Source organism: Mycobacterium sp. PS03-16, from assembly GCF_004570325.1.
Taxonomy (GTDB): domain Bacteria; phylum Actinomycetota; class Actinomycetes; order Mycobacteriales; family Mycobacteriaceae; genus Mycobacterium.
Genome location: NZ_SPQO01000003.1, coordinates 119,873 through 144,091, shown reverse-complemented (window position 1 = coordinate 144,091; position 24,219 = coordinate 119,873). Strand labels below are relative to the sequence as shown.

21 protein-coding genes and 1 pseudogene are annotated in these 24,219 nt (G+C 71.8%); 7 read left to right on the top strand and 15 right to left on the bottom strand.

Going from position 1 to position 24,219, the window contains the following annotated elements:
• Positions 1–90 precede the first annotated feature (90 nt).
• On the top strand, positions 91–1,635 hold the full coding sequence (locus E4P42_RS03795; RefSeq protein WP_135123439.1) for an ATP-binding protein: 1,545 nt from the start codon (positions 91–93) through the stop codon (positions 1,633–1,635).
• Positions 1,628–2,293, top strand: a complete 666-nt coding sequence (locus tag E4P42_RS03790) for a response regulator (RefSeq protein ID WP_135123167.1) — start codon at positions 1,628–1,630, stop codon at positions 2,291–2,293. The genes E4P42_RS03795 and E4P42_RS03790 overlap by 8 nt, the downstream gene beginning before the upstream one ends.
• Here E4P42_RS03790 and E4P42_RS03785 read toward each other — a convergent pair.
• On the bottom strand, positions 2,283–3,860 hold the full coding sequence (locus tag E4P42_RS03785; protein ID WP_135123165.1) for an HNH endonuclease signature motif containing protein: 1,578 nt from the start codon (positions 3,858–3,860) through the stop codon (positions 2,283–2,285). The two genes, E4P42_RS03790 and E4P42_RS03785, sit on opposite strands and share 11 nt — an antisense overlap.
• A 159-nt stretch (positions 3,861–4,019) precedes the next feature.
• Between E4P42_RS03785 and E4P42_RS03780 the strand changes: the two genes are divergently transcribed.
• Positions 4,020–5,228, top strand: coding sequence for a cytochrome P450 (locus E4P42_RS03780; protein ID WP_135123163.1), 1,209 nt, complete (start codon positions 4,020–4,022; stop codon positions 5,226–5,228).
• Here the strand turns inward: E4P42_RS03780 and E4P42_RS03775 are convergent, their stop codons facing one another.
• Positions 5,229–6,821 carry a phospholipase D-like domain-containing protein gene (locus tag E4P42_RS03775; RefSeq protein WP_135123161.1) on the bottom strand — a complete coding sequence of 531 codons (1,593 nt, stop codon included), beginning with the start codon at positions 6,819–6,821 and terminating at the stop codon, positions 5,229–5,231.
• Between the two features lie 138 nt (positions 6,822–6,959).
• Between E4P42_RS03775 and E4P42_RS03770 the strand changes: the two genes are divergently transcribed.
• Positions 6,960–8,168, top strand: a complete 1,209-nt coding sequence (locus E4P42_RS03770) for a serine hydrolase (protein WP_135123159.1) — start codon at positions 6,960–6,962, stop codon at positions 8,166–8,168.
• 7 nt (positions 8,169–8,175) lie between these two features.
• Entirely contained in the window at positions 8,176–8,898 is a 723-nt protein-coding gene (locus E4P42_RS03765) for a type 1 glutamine amidotransferase (protein WP_135123157.1), read from the top strand.
• Here the strand turns inward: E4P42_RS03765 and E4P42_RS03760 are convergent.
• Positions 8,868–10,232, bottom strand: coding sequence for a TIGR01777 family oxidoreductase (locus E4P42_RS03760; protein WP_135123155.1), 1,365 nt, complete (start codon positions 10,230–10,232; stop codon positions 8,868–8,870). The two genes, E4P42_RS03765 and E4P42_RS03760, sit on opposite strands and share 31 nt — an antisense overlap.
• A gap of 106 nt (positions 10,233–10,338) precedes the next feature.
• Between E4P42_RS03760 and E4P42_RS03755 the strand changes: the two are divergent.
• Together E4P42_RS03755 and E4P42_RS03750 are read left to right on the top strand one after the other, a co-directional pair.
• A pseudogene (locus tag E4P42_RS03755) lies at positions 10,339–11,625 on the top strand (erythromycin esterase family protein); the annotation flags it as partial.
• Positions 11,625–12,281, top strand: a complete 657-nt coding sequence (locus E4P42_RS03750) for a phosphoribosyltransferase (protein WP_135123437.1) — start codon at positions 11,625–11,627, stop codon at positions 12,279–12,281. The pseudogene E4P42_RS03755 and the gene E4P42_RS03750, both read left to right, overlap by 1 nt.
• Here the strand turns inward: E4P42_RS03750 and E4P42_RS03745 are convergent.
• The 12 genes from E4P42_RS03745 to murD form a co-directional block, all read right to left on the bottom strand.
• Entirely contained in the window at positions 12,278–12,646 is a 369-nt protein-coding gene (locus E4P42_RS03745; protein WP_245233871.1) for a DUF308 domain-containing protein, read from the bottom strand. The two genes, E4P42_RS03750 and E4P42_RS03745, sit on opposite strands and share 4 nt — an antisense overlap.
• Positions 12,647–12,663: 17 nt before the next feature.
• Complete coding sequence (locus E4P42_RS03740) at positions 12,664–13,482, bottom strand: DivIVA domain-containing protein (RefSeq protein ID WP_135123151.1); 819 nt, start codon at positions 13,480–13,482, stop codon at positions 12,664–12,666.
• A gap of 205 nt (positions 13,483–13,687) precedes the next feature.
• Positions 13,688–13,978 (bottom strand): YggT family protein, encoded by a 291-nt coding sequence (locus E4P42_RS03735; RefSeq protein WP_135123149.1) that lies wholly within the window; start codon positions 13,976–13,978, stop codon positions 13,688–13,690.
• A gap of 132 nt (positions 13,979–14,110) precedes the next feature.
• Positions 14,111–14,770 (bottom strand): cell division protein SepF, encoded by a 660-nt coding sequence (locus tag E4P42_RS03730; protein WP_135123147.1) that lies wholly within the window; start codon positions 14,768–14,770, stop codon positions 14,111–14,113.
• A 62-nt stretch (positions 14,771–14,832) separates the two neighbouring features.
• Positions 14,833–15,585 carry a YggS family pyridoxal phosphate-dependent enzyme gene (locus tag E4P42_RS03725; protein WP_135123145.1) on the bottom strand — a complete coding sequence of 251 codons (753 nt, stop codon included), beginning with the start codon at positions 15,583–15,585 and terminating at the stop codon, positions 14,833–14,835.
• 8 nt (positions 15,586–15,593) lie between these two features.
• The gene (pgeF, locus tag E4P42_RS03720; RefSeq protein ID WP_135123143.1) at positions 15,594–16,298 is read right to left on the bottom strand and encodes a peptidoglycan editing factor PgeF; all 705 of its coding nucleotides are present in this window, start codon (positions 16,296–16,298) and stop codon (positions 15,594–15,596) included.
• Positions 16,299–16,318: 20 nt separating this feature from the next.
• Entirely contained in the window at positions 16,319–17,485 is a 1,167-nt protein-coding gene (gene ftsZ / locus E4P42_RS03715) for a cell division protein FtsZ (RefSeq protein ID WP_135123141.1), read from the bottom strand.
• Positions 17,486–17,664: 179 nt separating this feature from the next.
• Positions 17,665–18,603, bottom strand: a complete 939-nt coding sequence (locus E4P42_RS03710; protein WP_135123139.1) for a cell division protein FtsQ/DivIB — start codon at positions 18,601–18,603, stop codon at positions 17,665–17,667.
• A complete protein-coding gene (gene murC / locus E4P42_RS03705; RefSeq protein ID WP_135123137.1) occupies positions 18,600–20,051 on the bottom strand; it encodes a UDP-N-acetylmuramate--L-alanine ligase in 1,452 nt (483 codons plus the stop codon). The genes E4P42_RS03710 and murC overlap by 4 nt, the downstream gene beginning before the upstream one ends.
• Positions 20,048–21,157: an undecaprenyldiphospho-muramoylpentapeptide beta-N-acetylglucosaminyltransferase gene (murG, locus tag E4P42_RS03700; protein WP_135123135.1), complete on the bottom strand. Its 1,110-nt coding sequence runs from the start codon at positions 21,155–21,157 to the stop codon at positions 20,048–20,050. The genes murC and murG overlap by 4 nt, the downstream gene beginning before the upstream one ends.
• Positions 21,154–22,656: a putative lipid II flippase FtsW gene (gene ftsW / locus E4P42_RS03695; protein ID WP_245233883.1), complete on the bottom strand. Its 1,503-nt coding sequence runs from the start codon at positions 22,654–22,656 to the stop codon at positions 21,154–21,156. Before ftsW ends, murG begins: the two co-directional genes overlap by 4 nt.
• Before the next feature lie 99 nt (positions 22,657–22,755).
• The gene (gene murD / locus E4P42_RS03690; RefSeq protein WP_135123132.1) at positions 22,756–24,219 is read right to left on the bottom strand and encodes a UDP-N-acetylmuramoyl-L-alanine--D-glutamate ligase; all 1,464 of its coding nucleotides are present in this window, start codon (positions 24,217–24,219) and stop codon (positions 22,756–22,758) included.

Genomic DNA, 24,219 nt, shown 5'->3' with positions numbered 1-24,219 from the left:
CAAAGGAAGTTGTGGTCGTTGAGTTCACCGACGCCGTCGCTGCGGCTGTTCAGCCGGCGCAGCCTGGCCGGTCAGTTCCTGCTGTTCCAGATGCTGGTGGTTGCGGTGGTGCTGCTCGCCGTCGGCGCGGTGTCGGTGGCGCAGTCGACCCGCGAGTTCCGTGACGTCCGCGGGCAGCGGATGATCGCGGTCGCCGAGAACGTGGCGTCGACCCCGGTGGTGCGGGACCGGTTGGCCGATCCGTTCGCCGCGCGGGTGCTCGCGCCGGAGGTCGACCGGGCGGTGGCGCTGTCGGGGGCCGGGCTCGCCGAGATCCTCGACCCGTACGGGCGCGTGGTCGCCTCGTCGGATCCGTCGCGGGTGGGCGCCCGCGCCGACCTGTCGGTGACGCGCGCCGACGAGGGCCGGGCGTGGTTTGGTGACGACGACATCGACGGTGTGCACAGCCTGACCGGGCAGGTGCCGGTGCTGTCCACGCGCGGCGAGGTGCTGGCGATCGCCTCGGTCAGCGAACCGTATCCGTCGGTGTGGGAGCTGCTCAGCCGCGCCGGTGAGCGGCTGCTGGTGTATCTGGGCCTGGGCGCGGCGCTGGGCATGCTGGCCTCGTGGCTGCTGTCGCGCCGCATCAAGCGGCACACCCGCGGGTTGGAGGTGGCCGAGATCGCGGTGCTGGCCGATCACCGGGAGGCGTTGCTGCACAGCATCCGTGAAGGGGTGGTCGCGGTGAACACCGACGGGATGGTCACGCTGCTCAACGACAGTGCCCAGGACCTGCTCGGGCTGCCGGCGGCCGCGGTGGGCTCGCGCGTCGAGTCGCTCGGCCTCGACGACGCGGTCGCCGACTTCCTGCTCTCCGGTGAGGACGAACGCGACGTGGTGCTCGCCACGCGGACCCGCGTGCTGGCGATGAACCGGCGCGCGGCCTCCAGCGGCGGCCGGCGCATCGGTACGGTGACGACGATGCGCGACAGCACCGAGTTGGCGGCACTGCAGGCCCAGTTGTCGTCGCACAAGAGCGTCACCGACACCCTGCGGGCCCAGACCCACGAGTTCGCCAACCAGCTGCACACGATCTCCGGGCTGGTGGAACTCGGCGAGTACGACGCGGTGCGCGCGCTGATCGGCGAGCTGACCCGGCGCCGCGCGGAGATCAGCGACGCGGTGACGCGCCGGATCGCCGATCCTGCGGTGGCGGCGCTGCTGATCGCCAAGACCACGCTGGCCGCCGAGAGCGGTGTGCGGTTGACGATCGACCCGGAGTCGCACCTGTCGGCGCTCGAGCCGGCGCTGGCGACCGATGTGATCACGTTGCTGGGCAACCTGATCGACAATGCGGTCGACGTGTCGGTGGGTTCGGGGCAGGCCCGCGTCACCGTCCGCATCGACGACTCCGCCGGCTTGTCGATCACGGTGTCCGACACCGGACCCGGTGTGCCCGAGCATCTTCGGGAGACGATCTTCGCACGGGGGGTGACGTCGAAACCGGATGAGCCGGGTGGTCGCGGCATCGGGTTGGCGCTGGTGCGGCTGGTGACCGCACAGCACGGCGGCGAGGTGGCGGTGTCCGACCGGCCCGACGGCGGCGCGGTGTTCGCGGTGCGGCTGCCGTTGACGCGGGTGGCCGCGCATGCGTGACGTGCTGATTGTCGACGACGATTTCATGGTGGCCGACATCCACCGCCGGTTCGTCGACCGGGTCGATGGGTATCGCGCCGTGGGCGTGGCGCATACCGGCGGTGACGCGCTGCGCGCCGCGGCCGATCTGCGTCCGCACCTGATCCTGCTCGACGTGTATCTGCCGGATATGACGGGCCTCGACGTGCTGCAGCGCCTGCGCTCGGACGGTGACCGCGTCGGCGTCATCATGATCACCGCCGCCCGCGAACTCGACACGGTCAGCGGCGCCCTCGACGGCGGGGCGGCCGACTATCTGATCAAGCCGTTCGAGTTCCCGCAGCTGCGCGCGAAGCTGGAGGCGTTCGCGGCGCGCGCCTCTGCGCTGGAGTCGGCGCGCGGGGCCGACCAGTCGCTGATCGACTCGCTGTTCGGCCGCGCGGGCGGGGGCGCCGACGAGCCGCTGCCCAAGGGACTCGGCGTGGAGACCGGGCGGCTGGTTCTGGACGCGGTACGGGCGGCCGGTGAGGTGTCAGCGACGGAATGCGCTGAGCAGGTGGGCATCTCGCGGGTCAGCGCGCGGCGCTACCTCGAGCACTACCTGAGCACCGGTGTGCTCGAACTGCGGCTGCAGTACGGGGCCGGCCGGCCGGAACGACGGTATCGCGTCAGCCCGTAGGCGGCGGCCGCTCACGTTGGGTGAGGTAGGCGTGGTTGCGGGCGCGTTCGGCCCGGATGCGGTTTGTGCGTGCCGCGGCGCGGGTGCGCCGGCGGGTGGGCATCTTCAGGGCGCGCTGTGGACCGGGTGTGCGGACGTGTTCCGGGGGCGGCCCTAGCGCCGCGGTGGTGGTGTCGCACTCAGGGAAGTGCAGAGCGCTTCCGGGTTTGGTGGTGATCTTGCGGCCGGTCGGCGTGGTCCATGAGACGGTGCCGTCGGGTGCTTGCGCGACGCTCCAGCCGTTCTCACCGGTCCAGAAGGTCTTGAGCAGGTGGTGTTCGCGGCACTTCGCGTCGAGGTTCGACGGATGCGTCGGCCCGTCGGGGTAGGCGATCGTGTGGTCGAGATCGGCGTACTGCGCCGGGCGGTCACATCCGGGGAAGCGGCAGGTCATATCCCGCATCCGCACAAATCGCGCCAGCTTGGCCGACGGCCGATACTGGGGTTCGGGCTCCTCGCCGGGACGCGTGATCTCCACGACCTTGGCGCCGCGCGCCAGCAGCGCGGCCAGCAGCGGCGTGGGCACCACCCCACCACCGATCATCATCGCCACCCCATCCGGACACATGGCCCCGGCAACGGAGTACGGACCATCCCCCGACAACGCGGCACCCGCACTGATCGCTGACCCCGGCGCCGGAGGCGACGAATTCGACTGCGGCGCTGTGGCAGACCGTTCCTTCGCCTGGGCAGCCTTCGCCTTGGCGGCGTCGGCCTGCGCAGCGGCCAGGGCGGCATGGTTGGCCAGGATGTGCACCACCACGTTCTGCGCCGCAGCATCATCACGCTTCGCAGCCGGACAATCCGTCAGCCCACACTGACACGCCAACACCCACGAGCCTGCCGCCAACGCCCCCAACGCATCCGCCCGACGCTGCTTGGCCGTACGCGGATCGCTGTCACAGACCCCGCCCGCCATCACCGCCAACCGCCGCCGCAACAACTCCGCATCGGAGGCCAACAACCGCCCCCACACCGAGGTCGTCACCGCCGCATCCCCCGACGCCCCGACCACCACATCCCGATCCCGCGCCGCGATCTGCGCTCGAACCACCGCCACCGGATCGAATCGCTCAATCACCGCATCGACAGCGCGCTCCAACCGCGACGCGGACAACCGCCCCCACCCCGCCACCTTCTCCGCCACCGCGGCATCGATCCCCGCCCACACCGCCGCGTCATCCACCAACCGGGTCCGCCAGGTGACCATCGACACCACCCGCGACGACACCTCTCCCGCCGCATACAACCTCGCCACCGCCGGCAGATGCTCACGCAACGCCAAACCGATCCGCATCTCCCGCGACGCCGCCCGCGGACCGATCCCCAGCACCGCTCCCACCTCCGCAGCCGTCGCCGCCCACGGATCCACCACCCACTTCCGGCGGGCCTCCTCGTCATCGTTGACCCCGCGCCGAGCCGCCAACTCCGCGATCGCCGCCAACCGCGCCGCCCCCGCCACCGCCTCCGCCCGCGCCTGAGCCTCGATCACCGCGACCACCGCCGCATCATCGAGGTCCTCGAACATGTCCCCACTCTGTTCAGCCGGTCCGACACGAACCTCACTTCCCCGCACCCACACCGGATGGCCTGTGGATGAACTCGCCGCTGGGGATAACTCCATGCACATCCGAACCTCATCCGTTCGGACGATGCGACGGACCGGCGGCCCACGCTGAACTTGATCATGACCGTGCTCGAGGCCCCGGTGCCCACGCTCGACTACGAGAACTCACCCGACCCGGAGGACGCGCACCGCCTGCTGGCCGAGGCGCGCCGGCGCGGGCCCGTCGCGCACGGGCCGCACGGACCGGAGATCCTGACCTATGAGCTGGCCCGCACGGTGCTGCGCGACGACCGGTTCGCCACTCCTCGCGGCCTCGTCCTCGCAGCGCAGGGGGTCACCTCGGGGCCGGTGTGGGACCGGGTGGTGGCCAACCTGCTGAGCCTCGACGGCGCCGACCACCACCGGCTGCGGCGCCTGGTGTGCAAGGCGTTCACCCCGAAAGCCTCTGCCCGCCTGCGGGATACCTGCGTGGAGGTCATCAACGACCTGGTCGATCCGCACAGCGCATCGGGTACGGTCGACATCGTCGCCGACGTCGCCCGCCCCTACCCCATCCCGGTGATCTGCGCGTTGCTCGGCGCACCGGCGCGCGACTGGCCGCGGTTCTCGTCATGGGCCGACGACATCTTCAAGGTGTTCGACTGGAACATCGCCGAGGACGCCGACGCCATCGACCGCGCCTGGATGGAGCTCGACGCCTACAACGACGCCCTGGTGCGAGCCCGGCGCGATGCGCTGACCGACGACCTGTTCTCCGACCTCATCCGCGCCGAGGTGGACGGTGACCACCTGACCCACGACGAACTGCTGATGCTGGCGGGCGGCCTGCTGATGGCCGGTACCGACACCACCCGCAATCAGCTCGCCGCGGCCATCGACGTGCTGTGCGATCACCCGGACCAGTGGGAGACCTTGGCGGCCAACCCCGCGCTGATCCCGCATGCGGTCGAGGAACTCATGCGGTTCAGCCCGGTCATCTTCACCACCATGCGCACCGCCCGCGCCGACGTCGACCTACCCGGCCTGCACCTCTGCGCGGGCGAGACGATCATCGTCAACATCGCCGCCGCCAACCGCGATCCGGCGGTGTTCGACCAGCCCGACCGGCTCGACGTCACCCGCGACGGCGCGGCGGCGATGCTCACCTTCGGCGGCGGGATCCACTACTGCCTCGGGTCACATCTGGCGCGCACCGAACTGGTCGAGGCGCTGACCGTGCTGCTCACCCGCATGCCGCATCCCCGCCGGGCGGGCAGCTCACCGTGGAAACCGCTGACCGGCATCAGCGGACCGCGGACGCTGCCCCTGTGGTTCGACGCCGGGCACTGATCAGAACCGGCCCTTCAGCCGCGCCCGATACGACCGCCCGTCCGGGTCGTACATCGTGCGGTACACCGGCACCGCCCACATCCGCGTGAGGCGCCCGAGCTCCTCGGTGCGGTGCGGGCGCAGCCGCCCCGGCGGGCGTGGACCGCGGCAGCCGCCGGCATACCATTCGTCCAGATCCTCTGCGGCAGAAGTCATCTCGCGCACCACGTCGTCAGGGTCGACCAACCCGCCGTCCTCGCTGCCGTCGGCCGCGCGGTCGAGGTGCTCCCGCATCAGTTGCAGCCGCAGATCCCGCGCGAACACTCGCGCGCCGTCGCCGGTTCCGGCGGGGTCACGCGGCGACCGGTCGTCGCGGGTGGCATCGAGCACCGCACACGACAGCTCACTGTCATGCGTCCACGACCGCCGGTTGAAGTTGTCGCTGCCCACGCACGCCCACACGTCGTCCACCACACACACTTTGGCGTGGACGTACACCGGGGTGCCGGCGTGGTTCTCAATGTCGAACACGTGCACCCGGTCGGGATCCACCTTCTGGCACACCTCGATCGCCTGTTTGCGGCCCACCTGATTCGGCGGCAGCGCCAGCCGGCCGTCGACGTCGGGATACCGCGGGATCACCGCCACCAGATGCAGATCCGGGTTGTCGGCCAACGCCTCTGCGAACAGGTTCGCCACCTGCCGCGACCACAGGTACTGGTCCTCGAGGTAGATGAGCCGGCGCGCGCGCTTGACCGCCTTGGTGTAGCCGCGGGCCACGCTGAACTCCCCATGCGGGGCGAAGTCGTACTCGAAGCGCCCGTCGGGATAGGTGCGCAGCACCTGCACCGCGTGCGGACCACACGCCGACGGATCGGGCGGCTGCTCGGGGAGCGGGTCGGCGTTCATATCGGCGCCGCGCAGCCGGTCGCGCAGCCACGCCAACGGGTTGAGCATGTCCAGCGACGCGGGGTCGTTCCAGCGCTCGCGGAAGGTGGCGTCGAGCGCGCCCACGACGGGACCCTGCAACCGCAACTGCGCGTCGTGCCACGGCGGATGCTCGCCGTAGCGCTTCGACATCTGCACCGCCTGCCGATCGCCGCGGTGTGAGGCGTCATCGCGCCGCGAGTGGCACAGGTCGATCCCACCCGCGAACGCCACATCGCGCTCCGGTGCGCCGGGGTGGCGGATCACCACCAGTTTCTGGTGATGGGAGCCGCCCACCCGGACCCGCTGGTCGAGTAGCACCTCACCGCCGGCGCGTTCGATCGCCTCGCCGAGGTGCTGGTTCTCCTCCTCGCTGTAGGCGAATTTGTCCAGGTGCGAACGCCACACCAGCCCCTTGACGACCACACCGCGTTCGGCCGCCGAGCAGAAGAGTTCGCGGATCGTCGGGCCGTCATCGCGCATCTTCTCGTCCGGGTCCCCGCGCCAGTCGGTGAAGAACAGGTGATCGCCGGGACCCAGCGCCTCCACCTCGGTGGCCAGCGCGTCGAAGTACGCGGCGCCGTGGATCAGCGGTTCGGCTCTGTTGCCGTCGCAGTACGCGGGCAGCCGGGAAGACGGGTTACCGCGCTCCTCGGCGGTCAGGAACCAGTCGGATGTCTCCGTCATGCCACCTCCTGATCACCACCGTCTGGACGACGACGGCCGTGACCGCCAGAAGCACGAGGACGAGCGGCTGTTGCGTAGGTGCCCCGATGGTAGTCGAAACGGCGTCGGCGGCCCGATGACTCTGCCACGATCGTGGGTGTGCCCCTGGTTCGCCGCGTCGCCGCGCTTCTGACTGTGGCCGGGGTGCTCGCGGGGTGCACGACGGCAGGCTCATCACCCGGCGACGCCCGCGCTGCGGCCGTGCTGCGCATCGTCGAGGAGACGATGGCCGACGCGCACCTGAAGGCCGCGATCGTGCGGGTCACCGAGGACGGCGAGGAACTCCTCACCCGCGCGGTAGGCGAGTCGATGACCGGGGTGCCGGCCACCACCGACATGCATTTCCGCAACGGCGCCGTCGCGATCTCCTATGTCGCGACGCTGCTGTTGATGCTCGCCGAGGAGGGGACGGTCGGCCTCGACGACACGCTGGCGCGCTGGGTGCCCGACATCCCGCACGCCGACCGCGTCACATTGCGCCAGCTGGCGCAGATGACCTCGGGCTACCACGATTTCGTCCTGGGCAACGACGCCTTCGACGCCGCGTTCTACGCCGACCCCTTCCGGGCGTGGACCACCCGCGAGCTCCTCGACTTCGCCGTGCACCGGCCGCTGTTCTACGAACCGGGCACGAACTGGAACTACGCCCACACCAACTATCTGCTGCGCGGCCTCGCGCTCGAGCAGGCGACCGGCCGCCCGATGGCCGAGCTGCTCGCACAGCGGGTGCTCGGACCGCTCGGTCTCGACGCCACCCGGCCGTCGCTGACCGCGCAGATCCCGGCGCCGGTACTGCACGCCTACAGCTCCGAACGCCGGCAGGCACTCGGAATCCCGCCCGGCACAGAGTTTTACGAGGACTCGACCTTCTGGAACCCGTCGTGGACCATCACCCACGGCGCGGTGCAAACCTCCACGATCGCCGATCTGGAGGCGACGGCGGTGGCCATCGGCCGCGGAACGCTGCTGTCCCCGGAGTCCCACCGGCTGATGGTGTCGACGGAGCTGCGCGGCCGCACCCGCGCCCAGCCCGGCTGCCCGACCTGTGCGCCGATGGACGACCGCTACACCTACGGGTTGGGCGTCGTGATCTCCGGTGACTGGCTGCTGCAGAACCCCATGCTCGCCGGGTACGCCGCGGTCGAGGCGTATCTGCCGGCGCGCCGGCTGGCCGTCGCCGTGGTGGTCACCTTCGCACCCGAGGCGTTCGACGACGAGGGCGGATACACCAACGCCGCGCAGACGGTGTTCGCCCGCATCGCCACCGAACTGGCTCCCGACCACGCGCCGCCCGCACCGCACCGATAATGGTCGGGTGGCCCCGACCGTCCTGTTCCTGCACAACGATCCGACCGCACCGGAAGCGCTCCTCGGCGACGCGTTCACCGACCTCGGTTTCGACGTGGACACCTTCTGCGTGGTGCCGGCCGAGCACGCGGAGGCTCCGGCGATCGAGGTGACGTTCCCGGACCCGCGCGCCTACGACGTCATCGTGCCGCTGGGCGCGCGGTGGCCGGTGTACGACGACGCCCTGCGCGCCGCCTGGGTGGGCGCCGAGACGGCGATGCTGCGCGACGCGGCGGCCGCCGGGGTGGCGCTGCTGGGGGTGTGTTTCGGCGGACAGCTCATCGCGCAGGCGTTCGGCGGCAGCGTCTGCCGCTCCCCCGAGCCCGAGATCGGGTGGTGCGAGGTGCGTTCGGAGCGGCCCGACCTCATTCCGCCCGGACCATGGTTCGAATGGCACTTCGACCGGTGGACGGTGCCGCCCGGCGCGGTGGAGATCGCCGGCACGGCCCATGCGTCGCAGGCGTTCGTGCTCGACCGCGCGTTGGCGTTACAGTTCCACCCCGAGGTGGACCGCGCCCTGGTGGCGGACTGGCTGGCCGACGACCGCGACGGCGACGCTTTGCGCATGGGCCTCGACCACGACGAATTGCTCGCCGTGACAGACGAATTGCAGCCCGACGCCGCCGAGCGCCTGCACCGGCTGGTGGGCGGGTTCCTGTCCTATGTGTCCTCGGTGCCGTGCCCGAGTTGATGTGCCAGCGCCTGCTCGATGCGCGGGTGCCGGAACCGGTGCCCGCGGGCGGTGAGCTTCGCCGGCAGCACCCGCTGATCGGCCTCGGCCAGTTCGCGGGCCCCCTGCGCGCCGAGGATCAGCCGCGGTCCCAGTGACGGCACCGGCAGCAGCGCCGGCCGGTGCAGCACACCGGCGAGCGCCGTCGCGTACTCGGCGTTGCGCACCGGTTCGGGTGCAACGGCATTGACCGGTCCGCGCAGATCCTCGTCCCACAGCGCCCGGTAGTACACGTCGAGCAGGTCGTCGAGCCCTATCCACGACAGCCACTGCCGCCCGCTGCCGAGCCGGCCGCCCAGCCCGGCACCGAACAGCGGCCGGAACAGCCGCAGTGTGCCGCCCGCCGCGGCCTGCACGATGCCGGTCCGCACGGTCACCACCCGCAGGCCCGCCTCGGCGGCCGGCGCGGTGGCGGCCTCCCAGTCGTCGACGACGTCGGCCAGGAAGCCGTCGCCGCGCACGCTGTCCTCGCTGAGCACCGCGTCCCCGCGGTCATGGCCGTAGAACCCGATCGCCGAGGCGCTGACGAAGGTGCGCGGCCCGTCGCCGGCGGTGGCGGCCGCCTCGGCCAGCCAGCGGGTCGGGTCGATACGGCTGTCGCGGATCGCCGCCTTGTGCCCTGCGGTGAAGCGCCCGGCGATCGAGGCCCCGGCCAGGTGTACGACGGCGTCCACCCCGGCGAGCAGATCGCGGGCCGGGCGGCACACATCCCACTGCCGCTCGTCCGGGCCGCCGGCCGGCCGCCGCACCAACCGGATGACGCGGTGGCCGCCGCTGGTCAGCATCGCGGTCAGCGCGCTGCCGACCAGCCCGGACGCGCCGGTGACCGCGACGGTCAGCGGTGCGCAGCCGGCCTGTGCGGCGTCGCGGTGCGCGGCGAGGTCGTCGGCGAGCTGCCGGTGCCGGTAGACGAATGTCGAGCGCAGCGCGGCGCCGGGCACGGTGGTGTCGACCCGGTCGTGCACGAGGGTGCGGCCCGGCCCGGCCTCGGCGAAGTCGTGCGTATGGCGCCACCAGCCGATCACCCGCGGGGGCAGCGACCGCGGCCCGGCCGAGGACAGGACGTCGACGAAACGGTGCGGCGGGTCGTAGGACTCACCGACGTGCTGGGCGATCCACCGCAGCCCCCCGGGCAGCCCCAGGACGGCCTGCCCGTCGGCCAGCGACGCCGTCTCGGCCACCACGGTCATCGGCTGCCACGGCGGGACGAGTCGCCGCATGGCGCCGGGCCGGGTGTGCCAGGCGAACACCTCGTCGAGCGGGTGTTCGACGACGCTGCGGTACTCGATGCCCATGGTTCTCCCTCCGTCGGCGTGCTCGGGATATTCGACGCCGCCGACCGGGTGGATTGCATCCGGGCACGACGGGTACGCCACCATCATGTGCGCTCGGTTCGACGGACCGGCGGTCGCCACCGGTGACGTCGACACCGTCCGCCGGGCGGCCGTTCCCGCGCCCGGCGGGGTGCCCCCGTGGCCGGCCCTCGACGACCTGATCGGCGACGCACGCATCGTGTTGCTCGGCGAGAGCTCACACGGCAGCGCCGAGTTCTACGCCGCGCGGGCGGCGATCACCCGCTGGCTCATCGCCGAGCGCGGATTCTGCGGAGTGGCCGCCGAGGCCGACTGGCCGGACGCCTACCGCGTCAACCGCTACGTGCGCGGGTTCGGCAGCGATCGCGACGCCGCGGAGGCGCTGCGCGGGTTCCAGCGCTTCCCGGGCTGGATGTGGCGCAACACCGAGGTGCTCGAATTCGTGGCGTGGCTGCGAGAGTACAACGCCGACAGCGGCTTCGGCGGTGCCGCCGGATTCTACGGCCTCGATCTGTACAGCCTGCACCGGTCCATGCAGGAGGTGATCGACTACCTCGACCGGGTCGACGCCGAGGCGGCAGCGCGCGCCCGGGTGCGGTACGGCTGCTTCGACCACGCCCGCGACGACGCCGCCTACGGGCGGGCCGCCGCATTCGGCGCCGGAAATCACTGCGAGACAGAAGCCGTCGAGCAGTTGCTCGACATGCAGCGCCGCTGGATCTCCGACAGTCCCGGCGGCGACGTCGAACAGGACGAGGCGTTCTACGCCGAGCAGAACGCCCAGACGGTGCGCAACGCCGAGCAGTACTACCGCGCGATGTTCGGCGGCCGGATCGACACGTGGAACCTGCGGGACCGGCACATGGCCCAGACCCTCGATGCGCTGGCCGCCCACCTCGACCGGCACGAGAGCACCCACCGCGCCCGGATCGTGGTGTGGGCGCACAACTCTCACGTCGGCGACGCCCGCGCCACCGAGATGTCCGACGACGGTCAGCTGACCCTGGGACAGCTGGTCCGCCAGACCCATCCGGACGAGTGCGTGCTGATCGGGTTCAGCACGTTCTCCGGCACCGTCACCGCGGCCGGCACATGGGGCGGTGCGGCGCACCGCAAGACGGTGCGCCCCGGGCTGTCCGGCAGCGTCGAGGCGCTGCTGCACGACTGCGGCACGGAGTTCTTCGTGCGCACGCACTCCGAACCCGTTGTGGCCGAGGTGTTCACCGCAGAGCGGCTCACCCGGGCGATCGGCGTGATCTACCTGCCCGACACCGAACGGCGCAGCCACTACTTCCACGCCCGGGCCGCGCAGCAGTACGACGCAATCATCCACATCGACAAGACCACCGCGGTCTCACCGCTGGACGGCCAGTGATGATCACCCGGCGGCCCCGCACCTTCCGCGATCGGCGCGAAGCCGGTCAGGTGCTGGCCGGTGAGCTGACGGACTACCGCGACCGCGCCGACGTCGTCGTGCTCGGGTTGGCCCGCGGCGGGGTGCCCGTCGGCTGGGAGGTCGCCCATGCCCTGCGGGCGCCACTCGATGTCTTCCTGGTCCGCAAACTCGGGGTGCCGCAGTGGCCGGAGCTGGCGATGGGGGCGATCGCATCCGGCGGCGCCGTCGTGGTCAACGACCGGCTGGTGGCGAACCTGAAGATCAGCGAGGACGACCTGAAGCAGGTCGTGGACCGGGAGACGGTCGAGTTGACGCGGCGCGAAACCGCCTACCGTCGAGGGCGTTCCGCGCTGCCGGTCACCGGGGCCACGGTGGTGCTGACCGACGACGGCATCGCGACCGGGGCCAGCATGCTGGTGGCGGTGCGGGCGGTGCGGGAGTTGGCGCCGGCGCGGGTGGTGGTGGCGGTGCCGGTCGGCCCGCAGTCGGCGTGCCGGACGCTGGCCGAGGAGGCCGACGCGGTGGTGTGCGCGACCATGCCGCCGCGGTTCGAGGCAGTCGGGCAGGTGTTCGCCGACTTCCACCAGGTCAGTGACGACGAGGTGCGCGACCTGCTGGCGACGCCGACGCGTTAACGCGGGGTGTGGCGTTCCTCGTCGGCGACACGGTCCTCGTCGGCGACACGCTCCTCGTCGGCGACACGGTCCTCGTGACGTTCGTCGAACGGCACCGCGCTGGTGTCGGCGTCGAGGTCGGCGTCGGCCGACTCCTCCGGGTAGTCCGCGTCGAACTCCTCGGCCGCGAGCGGCTGCTGGGATTCGGTGGCCGGCTCATCGGTGCCCGACCGGGATCGTTCGCGGACCGCGTCGACGATCAACAGGATGACGCCCAGCACGCTGGCCGCGATACAGACCCAGGCGATCAGCTCGTTGCTGGTGACCACGGCGGTCACCAGCGCAGCCAGCCCGATGCCGGCCAGGACGAGCGCGATGATCAGCATCGATCAGCGCAGCCTGATCAGTTGTTTCCCCGGTTGAACTGATTGAAGCCGCCGCCGTCGTTGTTGGCGCTGGAATCGACCGGTGCGGCGGACCCGCGCTGGCCGAGCTCTTCGAGCTGGGATTCCAGGTAGGTCTTGAGGCGGGTCCGGTATTCGCGCTCGAAGGTGCGCAGCTGCTCGAGGCGACCCTCCAGCACGGTGCGCTGCTGGTTGATGGTGCCCATGATCTCGGAGTGCTTGCGCTCGGCGTCGGCCTGCAGCGCGTCGGCCTTCTCCTGCGCCTGCCGCAGCTGGGTCTCGGACCGCGTCTGGGCGTCGGCGAGCATGGCGTCGGCGCGCTGGCGCGCTTCGGTGACGGTGGTCTCGGCCGTCTTGCGGGCCTCGCTGACCATCGCGTCAGCCTGCGCGCGGGCGTCGGCGAGCAGCTTGTCCGATTCGGCCTTCGCGGTACCGGTCAGGCGGTCGGCGGTCTCCTGGGCCAGGCTGAGCACCTTGGCCGCACGCATCGCGGAGTCGTCGCTCTGCGGAGCGGGCTGCGCCTGCGGCGCCTCGTACACCGGCTGCGGCGCAGGGGGCGGCGTCGGCTCGGGCTCCGGCTCGTACATCGGGATGGCCTGCGTGGACTGCGCCGCGCCACCGCCGGAGCGGGCGCCGGCCAGCTCCTGGTCCAGCTCCGCGACCCGCTGACGCAGGTCGGCGTTCTCCTCGATGAGCCGGCTCAGCTCGTTCTCAACCAGATCGAGGAAGGCGTCGACTTCATCCTCGTTGTAACCCCGCTTGCCAATGGGTGGCTTGCTGAACGCGACGTTGTGGACGTCGGCGGGCGTGAGCGGCATTGTCTGCCCCCTTGGAGTCTGGACCGTCAACCGATCTCAAAGTGTAAAGCCTGATTGGAACGCAACTGGCGTCCATCCTGTCACACCAGACCCGGCGGTTGCAGAAGAGGGCGAATTTTAAGACTCATTTTCAATCTTGCGAGGTCACGCCGGTCCGGTGGGCGAAGCCCCGCAGGGCCGGGCGCGCCCCCCGGCACGCGGCGGATCAGGCCGCGGCGCCGAAGGCGAGCTGCATCCCGATGAACGCCACCAGCAGCAGCACCATGATCGACAGGTCGAATCGGACCGCACCTATCGTGAGCTGGGGAATGATGCGGCGCAACAGCTTCACCGGAGGGTCGGTGACCGTCATGATCACCTCGAGGATCACGACCGTGAAGCCACGCGGCCGCCAGTCCCGGCTGAACGAGCGGATGAATTCGACGACCACTCGGGCGATGAGCAGCAGCCAGAACACGAACAGCGCAAAACCAAGGATCTCGAAGAACAGGGCCAACGGAAGCTCGACCTCACTACAGGCAGAAGTGTGACATTCGATACAGGAGGGAAGACACCTGTCGCCTGCCGGTCAAACCACCTGCGCCGGCGACAGCGTCAGCCTACCTGTCGGCGCGGCGTGCAGCCGGGGTCACTGATAGGCGTAGAAGCCCGCCTCCGCGATCCGCCGGCGCTCCTCGGCCGTGACGTCGACATCCGCCGGCGACAGCAGGAACACCTTGGTGGCCACCTTGTCGAACGAACCGCGCAGGGCGAAGGCCAGGCCGGCGGCGAAATCGACGAGCCGCTTGGCATCGGCATTGTCCATCGACACCAGGTCCATGATCACCGGGGTGCCGTCGCGGAAGCGCTCGCCGATGGTGCGCGCCTCGCTGTAGTCCTTCGGGCGCAGGGTGGTGATCTTCGACAGCGGACTGCCCTCCTCGAACAGCATGGCCATCCGGCGCGGGTCCATCGCCAGGGCACCTCGGGTGGAACCGCGCAGCGCGCCCAGCCGGGGCGGCGGGGTGGCGCGGTCGAACTCGCGCGGGCCGCGCATGCGCGGCTCGAAGCGCGGCTCGTCGTAGCCGCCGCGGTAGATCGGCGGTTCGTCGTACTCACGCGGCGGCACGCGGTCGTCGTAGCCGCGACCGCCGCGGTCGAGGTATCCGTCCTCCTCGAAGTGGTCGTCGCGAGTCCGGCGCGCGTAACCGCGGGCGGGGCCGCGGTCCTCGTCGTCGTAGTACTCGTCCTCGTAGTCATCCATGGGCGCCATACCGAAGTAGGCCTTGACCTTGTGCAATGTGCTCATCGCGCGACCCTTCTGAAAGACCCTGAAAGCTGTGGTGTCTGTGATGATTGTGACTGGAGTGACTACTCAGGCGACTGTAAAGGACGCGAACCCATAACGGCGGTGCCGACACGCACACATGTCGAGCCATGTTTCACCGCCGCTTCGAGGTCGCCCGACATTCCGGCCGACAACCCGAGCCGCTGCGGATGGTTCGGCTGGACCCGGTCGCGTTCGGCACGCAACCGCGCGAAGGCCTCGTCGGGATCGGCGCCCAGCGGAGGGATCGCCATGAACCCGACGAAGTCCAGGCCCGCGGCGGCGTCGGCGGCCGCGCACAACTCGTCGACCAGGTCGGGGCTGCCGATGTCCACGCCGCCCCGCGAGACGTCGCCGTCGAGGCTGAGCTGCAGGTAGACCTGCAGCGGCGCGGTCCGCACCCCGTCGGTGAGCGCCTCGGTGGCCGCCCGGTCGAGCGCGGTGACGAGCTTGGCGCTGTCCACCGAATGCGCGACGTGCGCCCACCGGGCGATCGCCCTGGCCTTGTTGCGCTGGATCCGCCCGACCATGTGCCAGCGCACGGGGTGCCCGGGCAGTGCGGCGGCGACGTCGCCCGCCTTGCGCGACGCCTCCTGCTCGCGCGACTCGCCGAAGTCGCGGCAGCCCAGGCCGTGCAGGATCACCACATCGGAGGCCGGGAAGAACTTGGTCACCGGCAGCAGCGCGATCTCCCCCGGGTCGCGCCCGGCCGCCTCGGCCGCCGCCGTCAGCCGCGCCCGCACGGCGGCCAGCGCGTCGGCCAGCTCGGCATCCCGGTTCGGGGCCACGCTGTTCATCGGCCGGCTCACTCCATCCAGATCAGCGACGCCAGGCGGCCCGTCGGGGCGCCGCGGCGGTGGCTGAACAGGGTCCGGTCGTCGACCGTGCAGCGCGGGTCGATGTCGACGGCGGTGATCCCCAGCCCGGTGAGCTGGCGGGCGATACCGGCCCTCAGGTCGAGCCCGGCGGTGCCGCGGGCCGTGGTCGTGCGACTGCCCGGCAGCGCGGCCTCGACCTCGGCGGCCATCGCCTCGGGCACCTCGTAGTTGCGGCCACTGACCGCGGGACCGAGCAGCACGGAGATGTCCTCGGGTCGCGCGCCGGCCTCGCGCATCGCCTCGACCGCACGCACCACCACCCCGTTGGCGGCACCGACCCGCCCGGCGTGCACGGCGCCGATGACCCCGGCCCGGGCGTCGGCCAGCAGGACGGGGACGCAGTCGGCGGTCACCACGGCCAGGCCGAGCCGCCGCGTGGTGGTCACCAGACCGTCGGCGTCGGGCACGGGGCTGTCGCCGGGGCCCGAGACGCGAACCACCCGGTCGCTGTGCACCTGCTGCATCCACACCAGGCCGTCCCCGAGGCCCGTCTTCTCGGCGAGGCGCCTGCGGTTGGCGGCCACCGCGGCCGGGTCGTCGCCGACGTGGTCGCCGAGGTTGAAGGTGTCGTAGGGCGGCGCCGAGACGCCACCGGAGCGCGTGGTGGTCACGCGCCGGATCCGCACGCTCACGGTCGGAAGGTCGGAACGGGTCAGTGCCGCATGAACGGCGGCACGTCGACGTCGTCGTCGGAGATGCCCCCGTCGTCGCCGCCGATGCTGACCGTCGCACCGTTGGTGTGCAGCGGCACGCTGGCCGGATCGTGCGGCTCGAACAGCGACGACGACACCTTGCCCGCGCGGGCCGGCGCGATCGGCTGGGTCGGGGCGGCACTGGGCGCGGCCTGCCCGACCACGGGCTTGCGGCTCGGCCCGGCCGAGTCGAAGCCCGCGGCGATGACCGTCACCCGCACCTCGTCACCGAGCGAGTCGTCGATGACGGTGCCGAAGATGATGTTGGCCTCCGGATGGGCGGAGTCCTGGACCAGCGATGCGGCCTCGTTGATCTCGAACAGCCCCAGGTCGCTGCCACCGGCGACCGACAGCAGCACGCCCTGGGCGCCCTCCATCGACGCCTCGAGCAGCGGCGAGTTGATCGCGATCTCGGCCGCCTTGAGCGCCCGGCCGTCCCCGCGCGCCGAGCCGATGCCCATCAGCGCGGTGCCGGCGCCGCTCATCACGCCCTTGACGTCGGCGAAGTCGACGTTGATCAGACCGGGAGTGGTGATCAGGTCGGTGATGCCCTGGACACCGTTGAGCAGCACCTCGTCGGCGCTGCGGAACGCGTCCATCAGTGAGACCGCGGCGTCGCCCATCTGCAGCAGGCGGTCGTTGGGGATCACGATCAGCGTGTCGCAACTCTCGCGCAGCGCCTGGATGCCGGCCTCGGCCTGGTTCGACCGCCGCTTGCCCTCGAAGGAGAACGGGCGGGTCACCACGCCGACGGTCAGCGCCCCGAGTTTGCGGGCGATCGACGCCACCACCGGCGCGCCGCCGGTGCCGGTGCCGCCACCCTCACCGGCGGTGACGAACACCATGTCGGCGCCGCGCAGCAGCTCCTCGATGTCGTCCTTGGCGTCCTCGGCGGCCTTGCGGCCGACCTCGGGGTCCGCGCCGGCGCCGAGGCCGCGCGTGGAGTCCCGGCCGACGTCGAGCTTGACGTCGGCATCGCTCATCAACAGCGCCTGGGCGTCGGTGTTGATCGCGATGAACTCGACGCCCTTGAGGCCCTGTTCGATCATCCGGTTGACGGCGTTGACGCCGCCACCGCCGATGCCGACCACCTTGATCACAGCGAGGTAGTTATGCGGGGGGGTCATCGTCTCGTCTTCCTCCCTGGTTGCCTGTCCTGACGCGAATCCTTCCCGCTAACCCTCAACCTCAACCATAGGCTTAGAGTTATGTCAAGTAGTTCCGCGCAACCAGAACGGTAGGGCGACCACGCCGACGAACCCCGCAGGCGCGCCGACGCGCCGGCCTTTTTCTGCGAGGGTGCGCGCTATTTGACGGTGGGCAGGTCGGGGCTCGACACGTCGTAGACGCGCCCCGGCTGGGTCAGCAGGGCCGCGAGCTTCATCGCCTTCTCATCGGTGCGGTCGGTGGTCCCCCACACGACCGTGCGCCCGTCGAGCAGCGTCAGCGTGATCGACGCGACCGACGGGGCGGCGATGCGGCCCACCTGTCCGGCCACCTCCGGCGGCAGCGCCAGCATCACCTGCAGCGCGGCCTTGGTCGCCGGATCGTTCGGCCCCGGCGTCGCGGCCTCCAGGTACGGCAGGTTCGGCGGCGGCGGCGCGGTCGCGAAGTCGACGCCGTCCCGGTCGAACAGGTGGGGACCATCCGGATAGTCCTTGACCACCACCGGGATTCGTTCCTCCACCGTGATGCGCAGCGATGACGGATACTCGCGCTGCACCCGGGCGCTGGCCACCCGCCGGATGCTCGCCACCCGCTCGGCGACGGTATCGGTGTCGATCTGCAGCAGCGGTGTGCCAGGCACCACGGCGGCCGCGGCGAGCACCTCCTCGCGTGGGATCGCGGCCAGCCCGGTCACCACGACGTCACGCGCCGACATGATCGGTGTGAAATAGAGCAGCAGGCCGAGCCCGACGGCGAGCACCGCGATGACCGCCGACCACACCAGTACCTTGAGCCCGCGAACCACGGCGCGCGCCGGCGCCTTCGGGGTGTCGACGGGGGCGGCGATCGCCCGGCGCTTGGCTTCCCGGCGGGCGTGCTCGAGCGCCATCGCGCGATCCCGGACCGCCCGCCGCTGTTCGCGCTCCCGGCGCGCGCGCCGGCGCGGGCCCTCGAAGTCCTCCTCCGCGTCGGCCTCCGGTGCCGGGGCGGCGGTCTCCGGCCCGTCCGGGGCCCCGGCGGCCGGTTCGGCCGCCGCCTCGGGGCCCTCCGGGGAGGGGCCGGCGGGCGGCGACGTCATCGGGATCCGGCTCCCGCGTTGCCGCGGTTGGCCCGGTCGTGCATCGCCGACAGGATCTCCGGGCCCAGCATGGTGACGTCGCCGGCGCCCATCGTCACCACGACGTCGCCGGGTGCGGCGACCTCGGCCACCCGCCCGGCGACCGCGGAGAAGTCCGGGACATAGGTCACCGGCACAGTGACGTGCTCGGCGATGCTCGCGCCGCTGACCCCGGCGATCGGCTGCTCACGCGCGCCGTAGACGTCGAGCACGAACACCACGTCGGCGGCGCTGAGCGCCGCGCCGAACTCGCGGGCGAACGTCTGGGTGCGCGAATACAGATGGGGCTGGAACACCACGATGGCGCGGCCGTTCGATTCCCTGGCCAGCGCGTGAACCGTCGTCAGCGCCGCCGACACCTTCGTCGGGTGGTGGGCGTAGTCGTCGAACACGCGGACCTCGGCGGCGGTCCCGATCAGTTCGAACCGGCGGCGCACGCCTTCGAACCCGGCCAGGCCGTCGAGCACGGTCTCGACATCGGCGCCTGCGGCGGTCGCGGCCAGCAGCGCGCCCAGCGCGTTGAGCGCCATGTGCCGCCCGGGCACCGACAGCCGCATCGTCCGCGGATTGGGCTCCCCCGCCAGGTGCACCGTGGCCACCGCACTGGTGCCCCGCTGCTCCCACTCCAGCAGGGTCGCCGCGAGGTCCGCATGGGGGTCGCTGCCGTAGCGCAGCACCCTGATGCCCAGCGCGGCGGTGCGTTCGGCGAACGCCGCGGCGCCCGGATCGTCGACACACACCACCGCCGAGCCGCCGGGCCGCAGCCGCTCCATGAACGCGTCGAACACGTCGATGTAGGCCTGCTCGGTGCCGAAGAAGTCGAGATGGTCCGCCTCGATGTTGGTGACCACCGCGATGTCCGGGCGGTACTGGACCAGCGATCCGTCGCTCTCGTCGGCCTCGGCGACGAAATACGGGCCGCTGCCGTGGTGCGCGTTGGTGCCGGCGGCACCGAGGTCGCCGCCGACCGCGAAGGACGGGTCGAATCCGCAGTGCTGCAGCGCCACGATGAGCATCGAGGTGGTCGTGGTCTTCCCGGCCGTCCCGGTGACCATCAGCGTGGTGTCACCGACCATCAGTTCGGCCAGCACCACCGGGCGCAGCAGGACCGGGATGCCCCGCCGGCGCGCCGCCACCAGCTCCGGGTTGGTCTTGGGAATCGCCGCGTGCGTGGTGACCACCGCGGTCGGTCCGCCCGGCAGCAGGTCCAGCGCCGACTCGTCGTGCCCGATACGGATGACCGCGCCGCGGGCGCGCAGCGCGACCACCGCGCGCGACTCCTTGGCGTCCGACCCCGACACCTGCCCGCCGCGGTCGAGCAGGATGCGGGCGATCCCGGACATGCCGGCTCCCCCGATACCCACCATGTGGACCCGGCGCAGCTGCTCGGGCAGCGGTGCGGTGGTCACCGCGTCGCCCCTTGCGCGCGGGCGATGTCCAGCGCGACCTGCGCGACTCGGGTCGCGGCGTCCCGGTGCCCGGACAGCGCCGCCGCGGCGGTCATGGTCTGCAGCCGGCCGGTGTCGGTGAGCAGCGGCACCAGCGTGTCCGCGACGAACGCCGGGGACAGGTCGGCGTCGGAGACCAGCAGGCCGCCGCCCGCCCGCACCACCGGCAGCGCGTTGAGCCGCTGTTCGCCGTTGCCGATCGGCAGTGGCACGTAGACCGCCGGCAGCCCGACCGCGGTCACCTCGGCGACGGTCATCGCCCCCGAGCGGCAGATCGCCAGGTCCGCCGCGGCGTACGCCAGATCCATCCGGCTCAGGTAGGGCACCGCGACGTAGGGGGCGGCGCCGGGGACCGCCGCGGGCAGCTCGAGGGTGTTCTTCGCGCCGTGCGCGTGCAGGACCGAGATCCCGGCGTCGGCGAGCGCGGCGGCCGCCCCGGACACCGCCACGTTGAGTGAGCGGGCGCCCTGCGAACCGCCGAACACCAGCAGCACCCGCGCGTCGTCCGCGAAGCCGAAGTGGGCCCGCGCCTCGGCACGCAACGCCGCCCGATCGAGCCCGGTGATGCTCGAACGCACCGGGGTGCCGACCACCTCGACAGCGCCCAGACCGGGATCGTCGACCGCGGCGAGCACCCGGCGCGCGAACCGGGCGCCGACCTTGTTGGCCAAGCCGGCGCTGGCATTGGCCTCGTGCACGACGATCGGCACACGGTTGCGGCGGGCGGCCAGATACGCGGGCAGGGCCACATAGCCGCCGAAGCCGATGACGACGTCGGCGGCCACCGAATCGAGGACGGTGCGGGTCTGGCGGACCGCGCGGCGCACCCGCATCGGCAGGCGCAGCAGGTCACCCGACGGTTTGCGCGGCAGCGGCACCGGGGTGATGAGCTCCAGGTCGTACCCGCGTTCGGGGACCAGCCGGGTCTCCAGACCGCGCGCGGTGCCCAGCGCGGTGATCCGCGCCCCGGGGTCGAGCGCGCGTAACGCGTCGGCCACCGCCATCGCCGGTTCGATGTGTCCGGCGGTGCCGCCGCCGGCGAGAAGAACCGAGATGGTGCCGTTCACCCGTGACGTTGACCTTCCATGGGGCGAGCGCGCCGGCCCTGCTGGCGCTGACCGGCGCGGTTCGCAGCGGATCGCTGACCGCTCCCATGATGCCTTGCGGCCCGCACCCGACGATCAGCCGCCGGGGGTTGGCGGCGCCGGTCGGCGCCGCGTTCGCCGCCACGCTGCCGCGGCGCCGGGCGGGCCACTTTGGCCGGGCCCCGCCCCGGCCGCGACCGCAGCCGGTCGCGCACCGCTTCCAGGCGGGTCGGCACGTAGGGCTCGGGCAGCGGCAGCCGCAGCAGCCGGTTGAACCGGTCGTCGCGGCCGGCCCGCAGGGCGGCCACCGCCTCCGGTTCGTGCCGCGCCGCGTTGGTGATGATCCCCAGCATCAGCAGCGTGGTCGCCGTCGAGGTGCCGCCGGCGGAGATCAGCGGCAGCTGCAGACCGGTCACCGGCAGCAGGCCGACGACATAGCCGACGTTGATGAACACCTGGCTGAGCACCCAGGTGGTGGCGGTGGCGGTGAGCAGCCGCAGGAACGGGTCGGCCGAGCGGCGGGCGATACGCATCCCGGTGTAGGCGAACAACCCGAACAGCCCCAGCAGCCCGGCGGCGCCGACGAAGCCGAGTTCCTCCCCGATGATCGCGAAGATGAAGTCGTTGTGCGCGTTGGGCAGGTAGTTCCACTTGGCCGTGCCCTGGCCCAGCCCGTCGCCGAACACGCCGCCGTTGGCGAGCGCGAACCGCGCCTGCCGGGCCTGGTACCCGGCGCCCTGGGCGTCGGCGGCCGGGTCGAGCCAGGACTGGACCCGCGCCGAGCGGTAACCCTCGGCCATGGCCAGCACGGCGGCCGCCACCACCACGGTGAACAGCGATGACAGGAACACCCGCAGCGGCAGGCCGGCGTACCACAGCAGCGCCAGCAGGATGATGCCGAGCGACACGGTCTGCCCCAGGTCGGGCTGCGCGACGATCAGGGCGAGCGCGATGACCGCGGCGGGCACGAGCGGGACCAGCATCTCCCGCAACGACGCACGTTCCAGGCGGCGGGCCGCCAGCAGGTGCGCACCCCAGATCGCGAAGGCGATCTTGGCCAGTTCGGAGGGCTGCATGGAGAAGCCCCCGAACACGAACCAGCCGCGCGAACCGTTGGCCACCTTGCCGATCCCCGGGATCAGCACCAGGATCAGCAGCACGATCGTCAGCGCGAACCCGGGGAAGGCGAGGCGGCGCATCGTCTTCACCGGGACCCGCAGGCCGATGTAGAAGGCGACCAGCCCGATCGCCGTCCACAGCACCTGTCTGCCGAACACCGACCACGGGGAGCCGTCGGAGTCGTAGGAGTACACGCCGGACGCGGACAGCACCATCGTCAGACCGAGCAGGATCAGCAGGGCGGTGACGGCGATGATCAGGTGGAACGACGTCATCGGCCGGCCGAGCCAGGCGCTGATGCGGGTGCGCGCGAGCACGCCGGTCTTCGGCGGCGGTGCGCTGCTCGCCGGTACGACGGCCAACGGCTCGGAAGCCTCGGAAGTCTCGGACGGTTCGGTGTCGGTGCTCTCGGTGCGGCCGGCCCTGCCGCGCCACCGGGCCAGGATCGTCGCCACGGCCGCTTACCGGGTGCCGGCGCGCACCGCGGCGGCGAACGCGCTGCCACGCTCGCCGTAGCCGCTGAATTGGTCGAATGACGCCCCGGCGGGAGCCAGCAGCACGGCGTCGCCCGGCCGGGCCAGCCCGCGGGCGGCGTCGACCACCGTGCTCATCACCGCCTCGGGCAGCGGACGACCCGCCGCTTCAATCACACGAGTCACACGATTAACAGCTGACCCACTTGTCCCACGCACCCCAGAATCCTCCCCCGTCACACACTCGACGACGGGGACATCCGGCGCGTGTCGCGATAACGCGTTGGCAACCACCTCGCGGTCCCGGCCGATCAGCACCACCCCGGCCAGCCGGTCGGCGACCGCGGCGACCAGGTCGTCGACCGACGCACCCTTGAGCAGGCCCCCGGCGATCCACACCACCCGCGGATAGGCCGCGATCGACGCCCGTGCGGCGTGCGGGTTGGTGGCCTTCGAGTCATCGACCCAGGTGACACCGTCGGCGACCGCGACCACCTCCGCGCGGTGCCGGCCCACCTGGAACGACCTCAGCGCCGACGCCACCGCCTCGGCGGGCACGTCGACCGCGCGGGCCAGGGCCGCCGCCCCCAGCGCATCGAGCACCCCCACCGGTCCGGCGACCGGGATGTCGGCGGCGGCCACCAGCGCCAGGTCGGCGGCGAACGCGTTGTCGACGAGCATCCCGTCGCGTACGCCGAGCTCTCCGGCACCCGGCGGGCCCAGACGGAACCCCGTGCGCACCGGTGCCGCGGCGCCGTCGAGCAGGCCCGCGGCCACCGGATCGTCGAGGCCGACGACGGCCACCCGGCCGTCGAGCACCCGGGACTTGTCCGCGGCATAGGCCGCCATCGATCCGTGCCAGTCCAGGTGGTCCTCGGCGACGTTGAGCACCACACCCGCATCGGGACGCAGCGACGGCGCCCAGTGCAGCTGGAAACTGGACAGCTCGACGGCCAGGACCTCGGCGGGTTCGGCGAGCATGTCGAGCACCGGGTTGCCGATGTTGCCGCACAGCACCGCACGCCGCCCCGCCGCGACCAGCATCGCGTGCAGCATCGACGTCGTCGTGGTCTTGCCGTTGGTCCCGGTCACCACCAGCCAGCGTTTCGGCGGCCCGAACCAGCCCGCGCGGTCGGCGCGCCAGGCCAGTTCGACGTCACCCCACACGGGCACTCCCGCGGCGGCGGCCGCGGCCAGCACCGGCGCCGTCGGCGCGAAGCCGGGGCTGGTGACCACCAGCGCGTAGTCGCCGATGCCGGCCACGGCCTCGGCGGTGGTCACCACCTTCGCCGGCGTCACCAGCCGCTGCAGCGCCAGCGGGTCGTCGTCGCAGATGGTCAGCCGCACCCCGGTGGGTTCCAGCGCGGCGCTGACCGAACGCCCGGTCAGGCCCGCGCCGGTGATCAGCACACGGGCGCCGGGGGTCAGGGGCCCGATCGCGGGGCGGGTCAC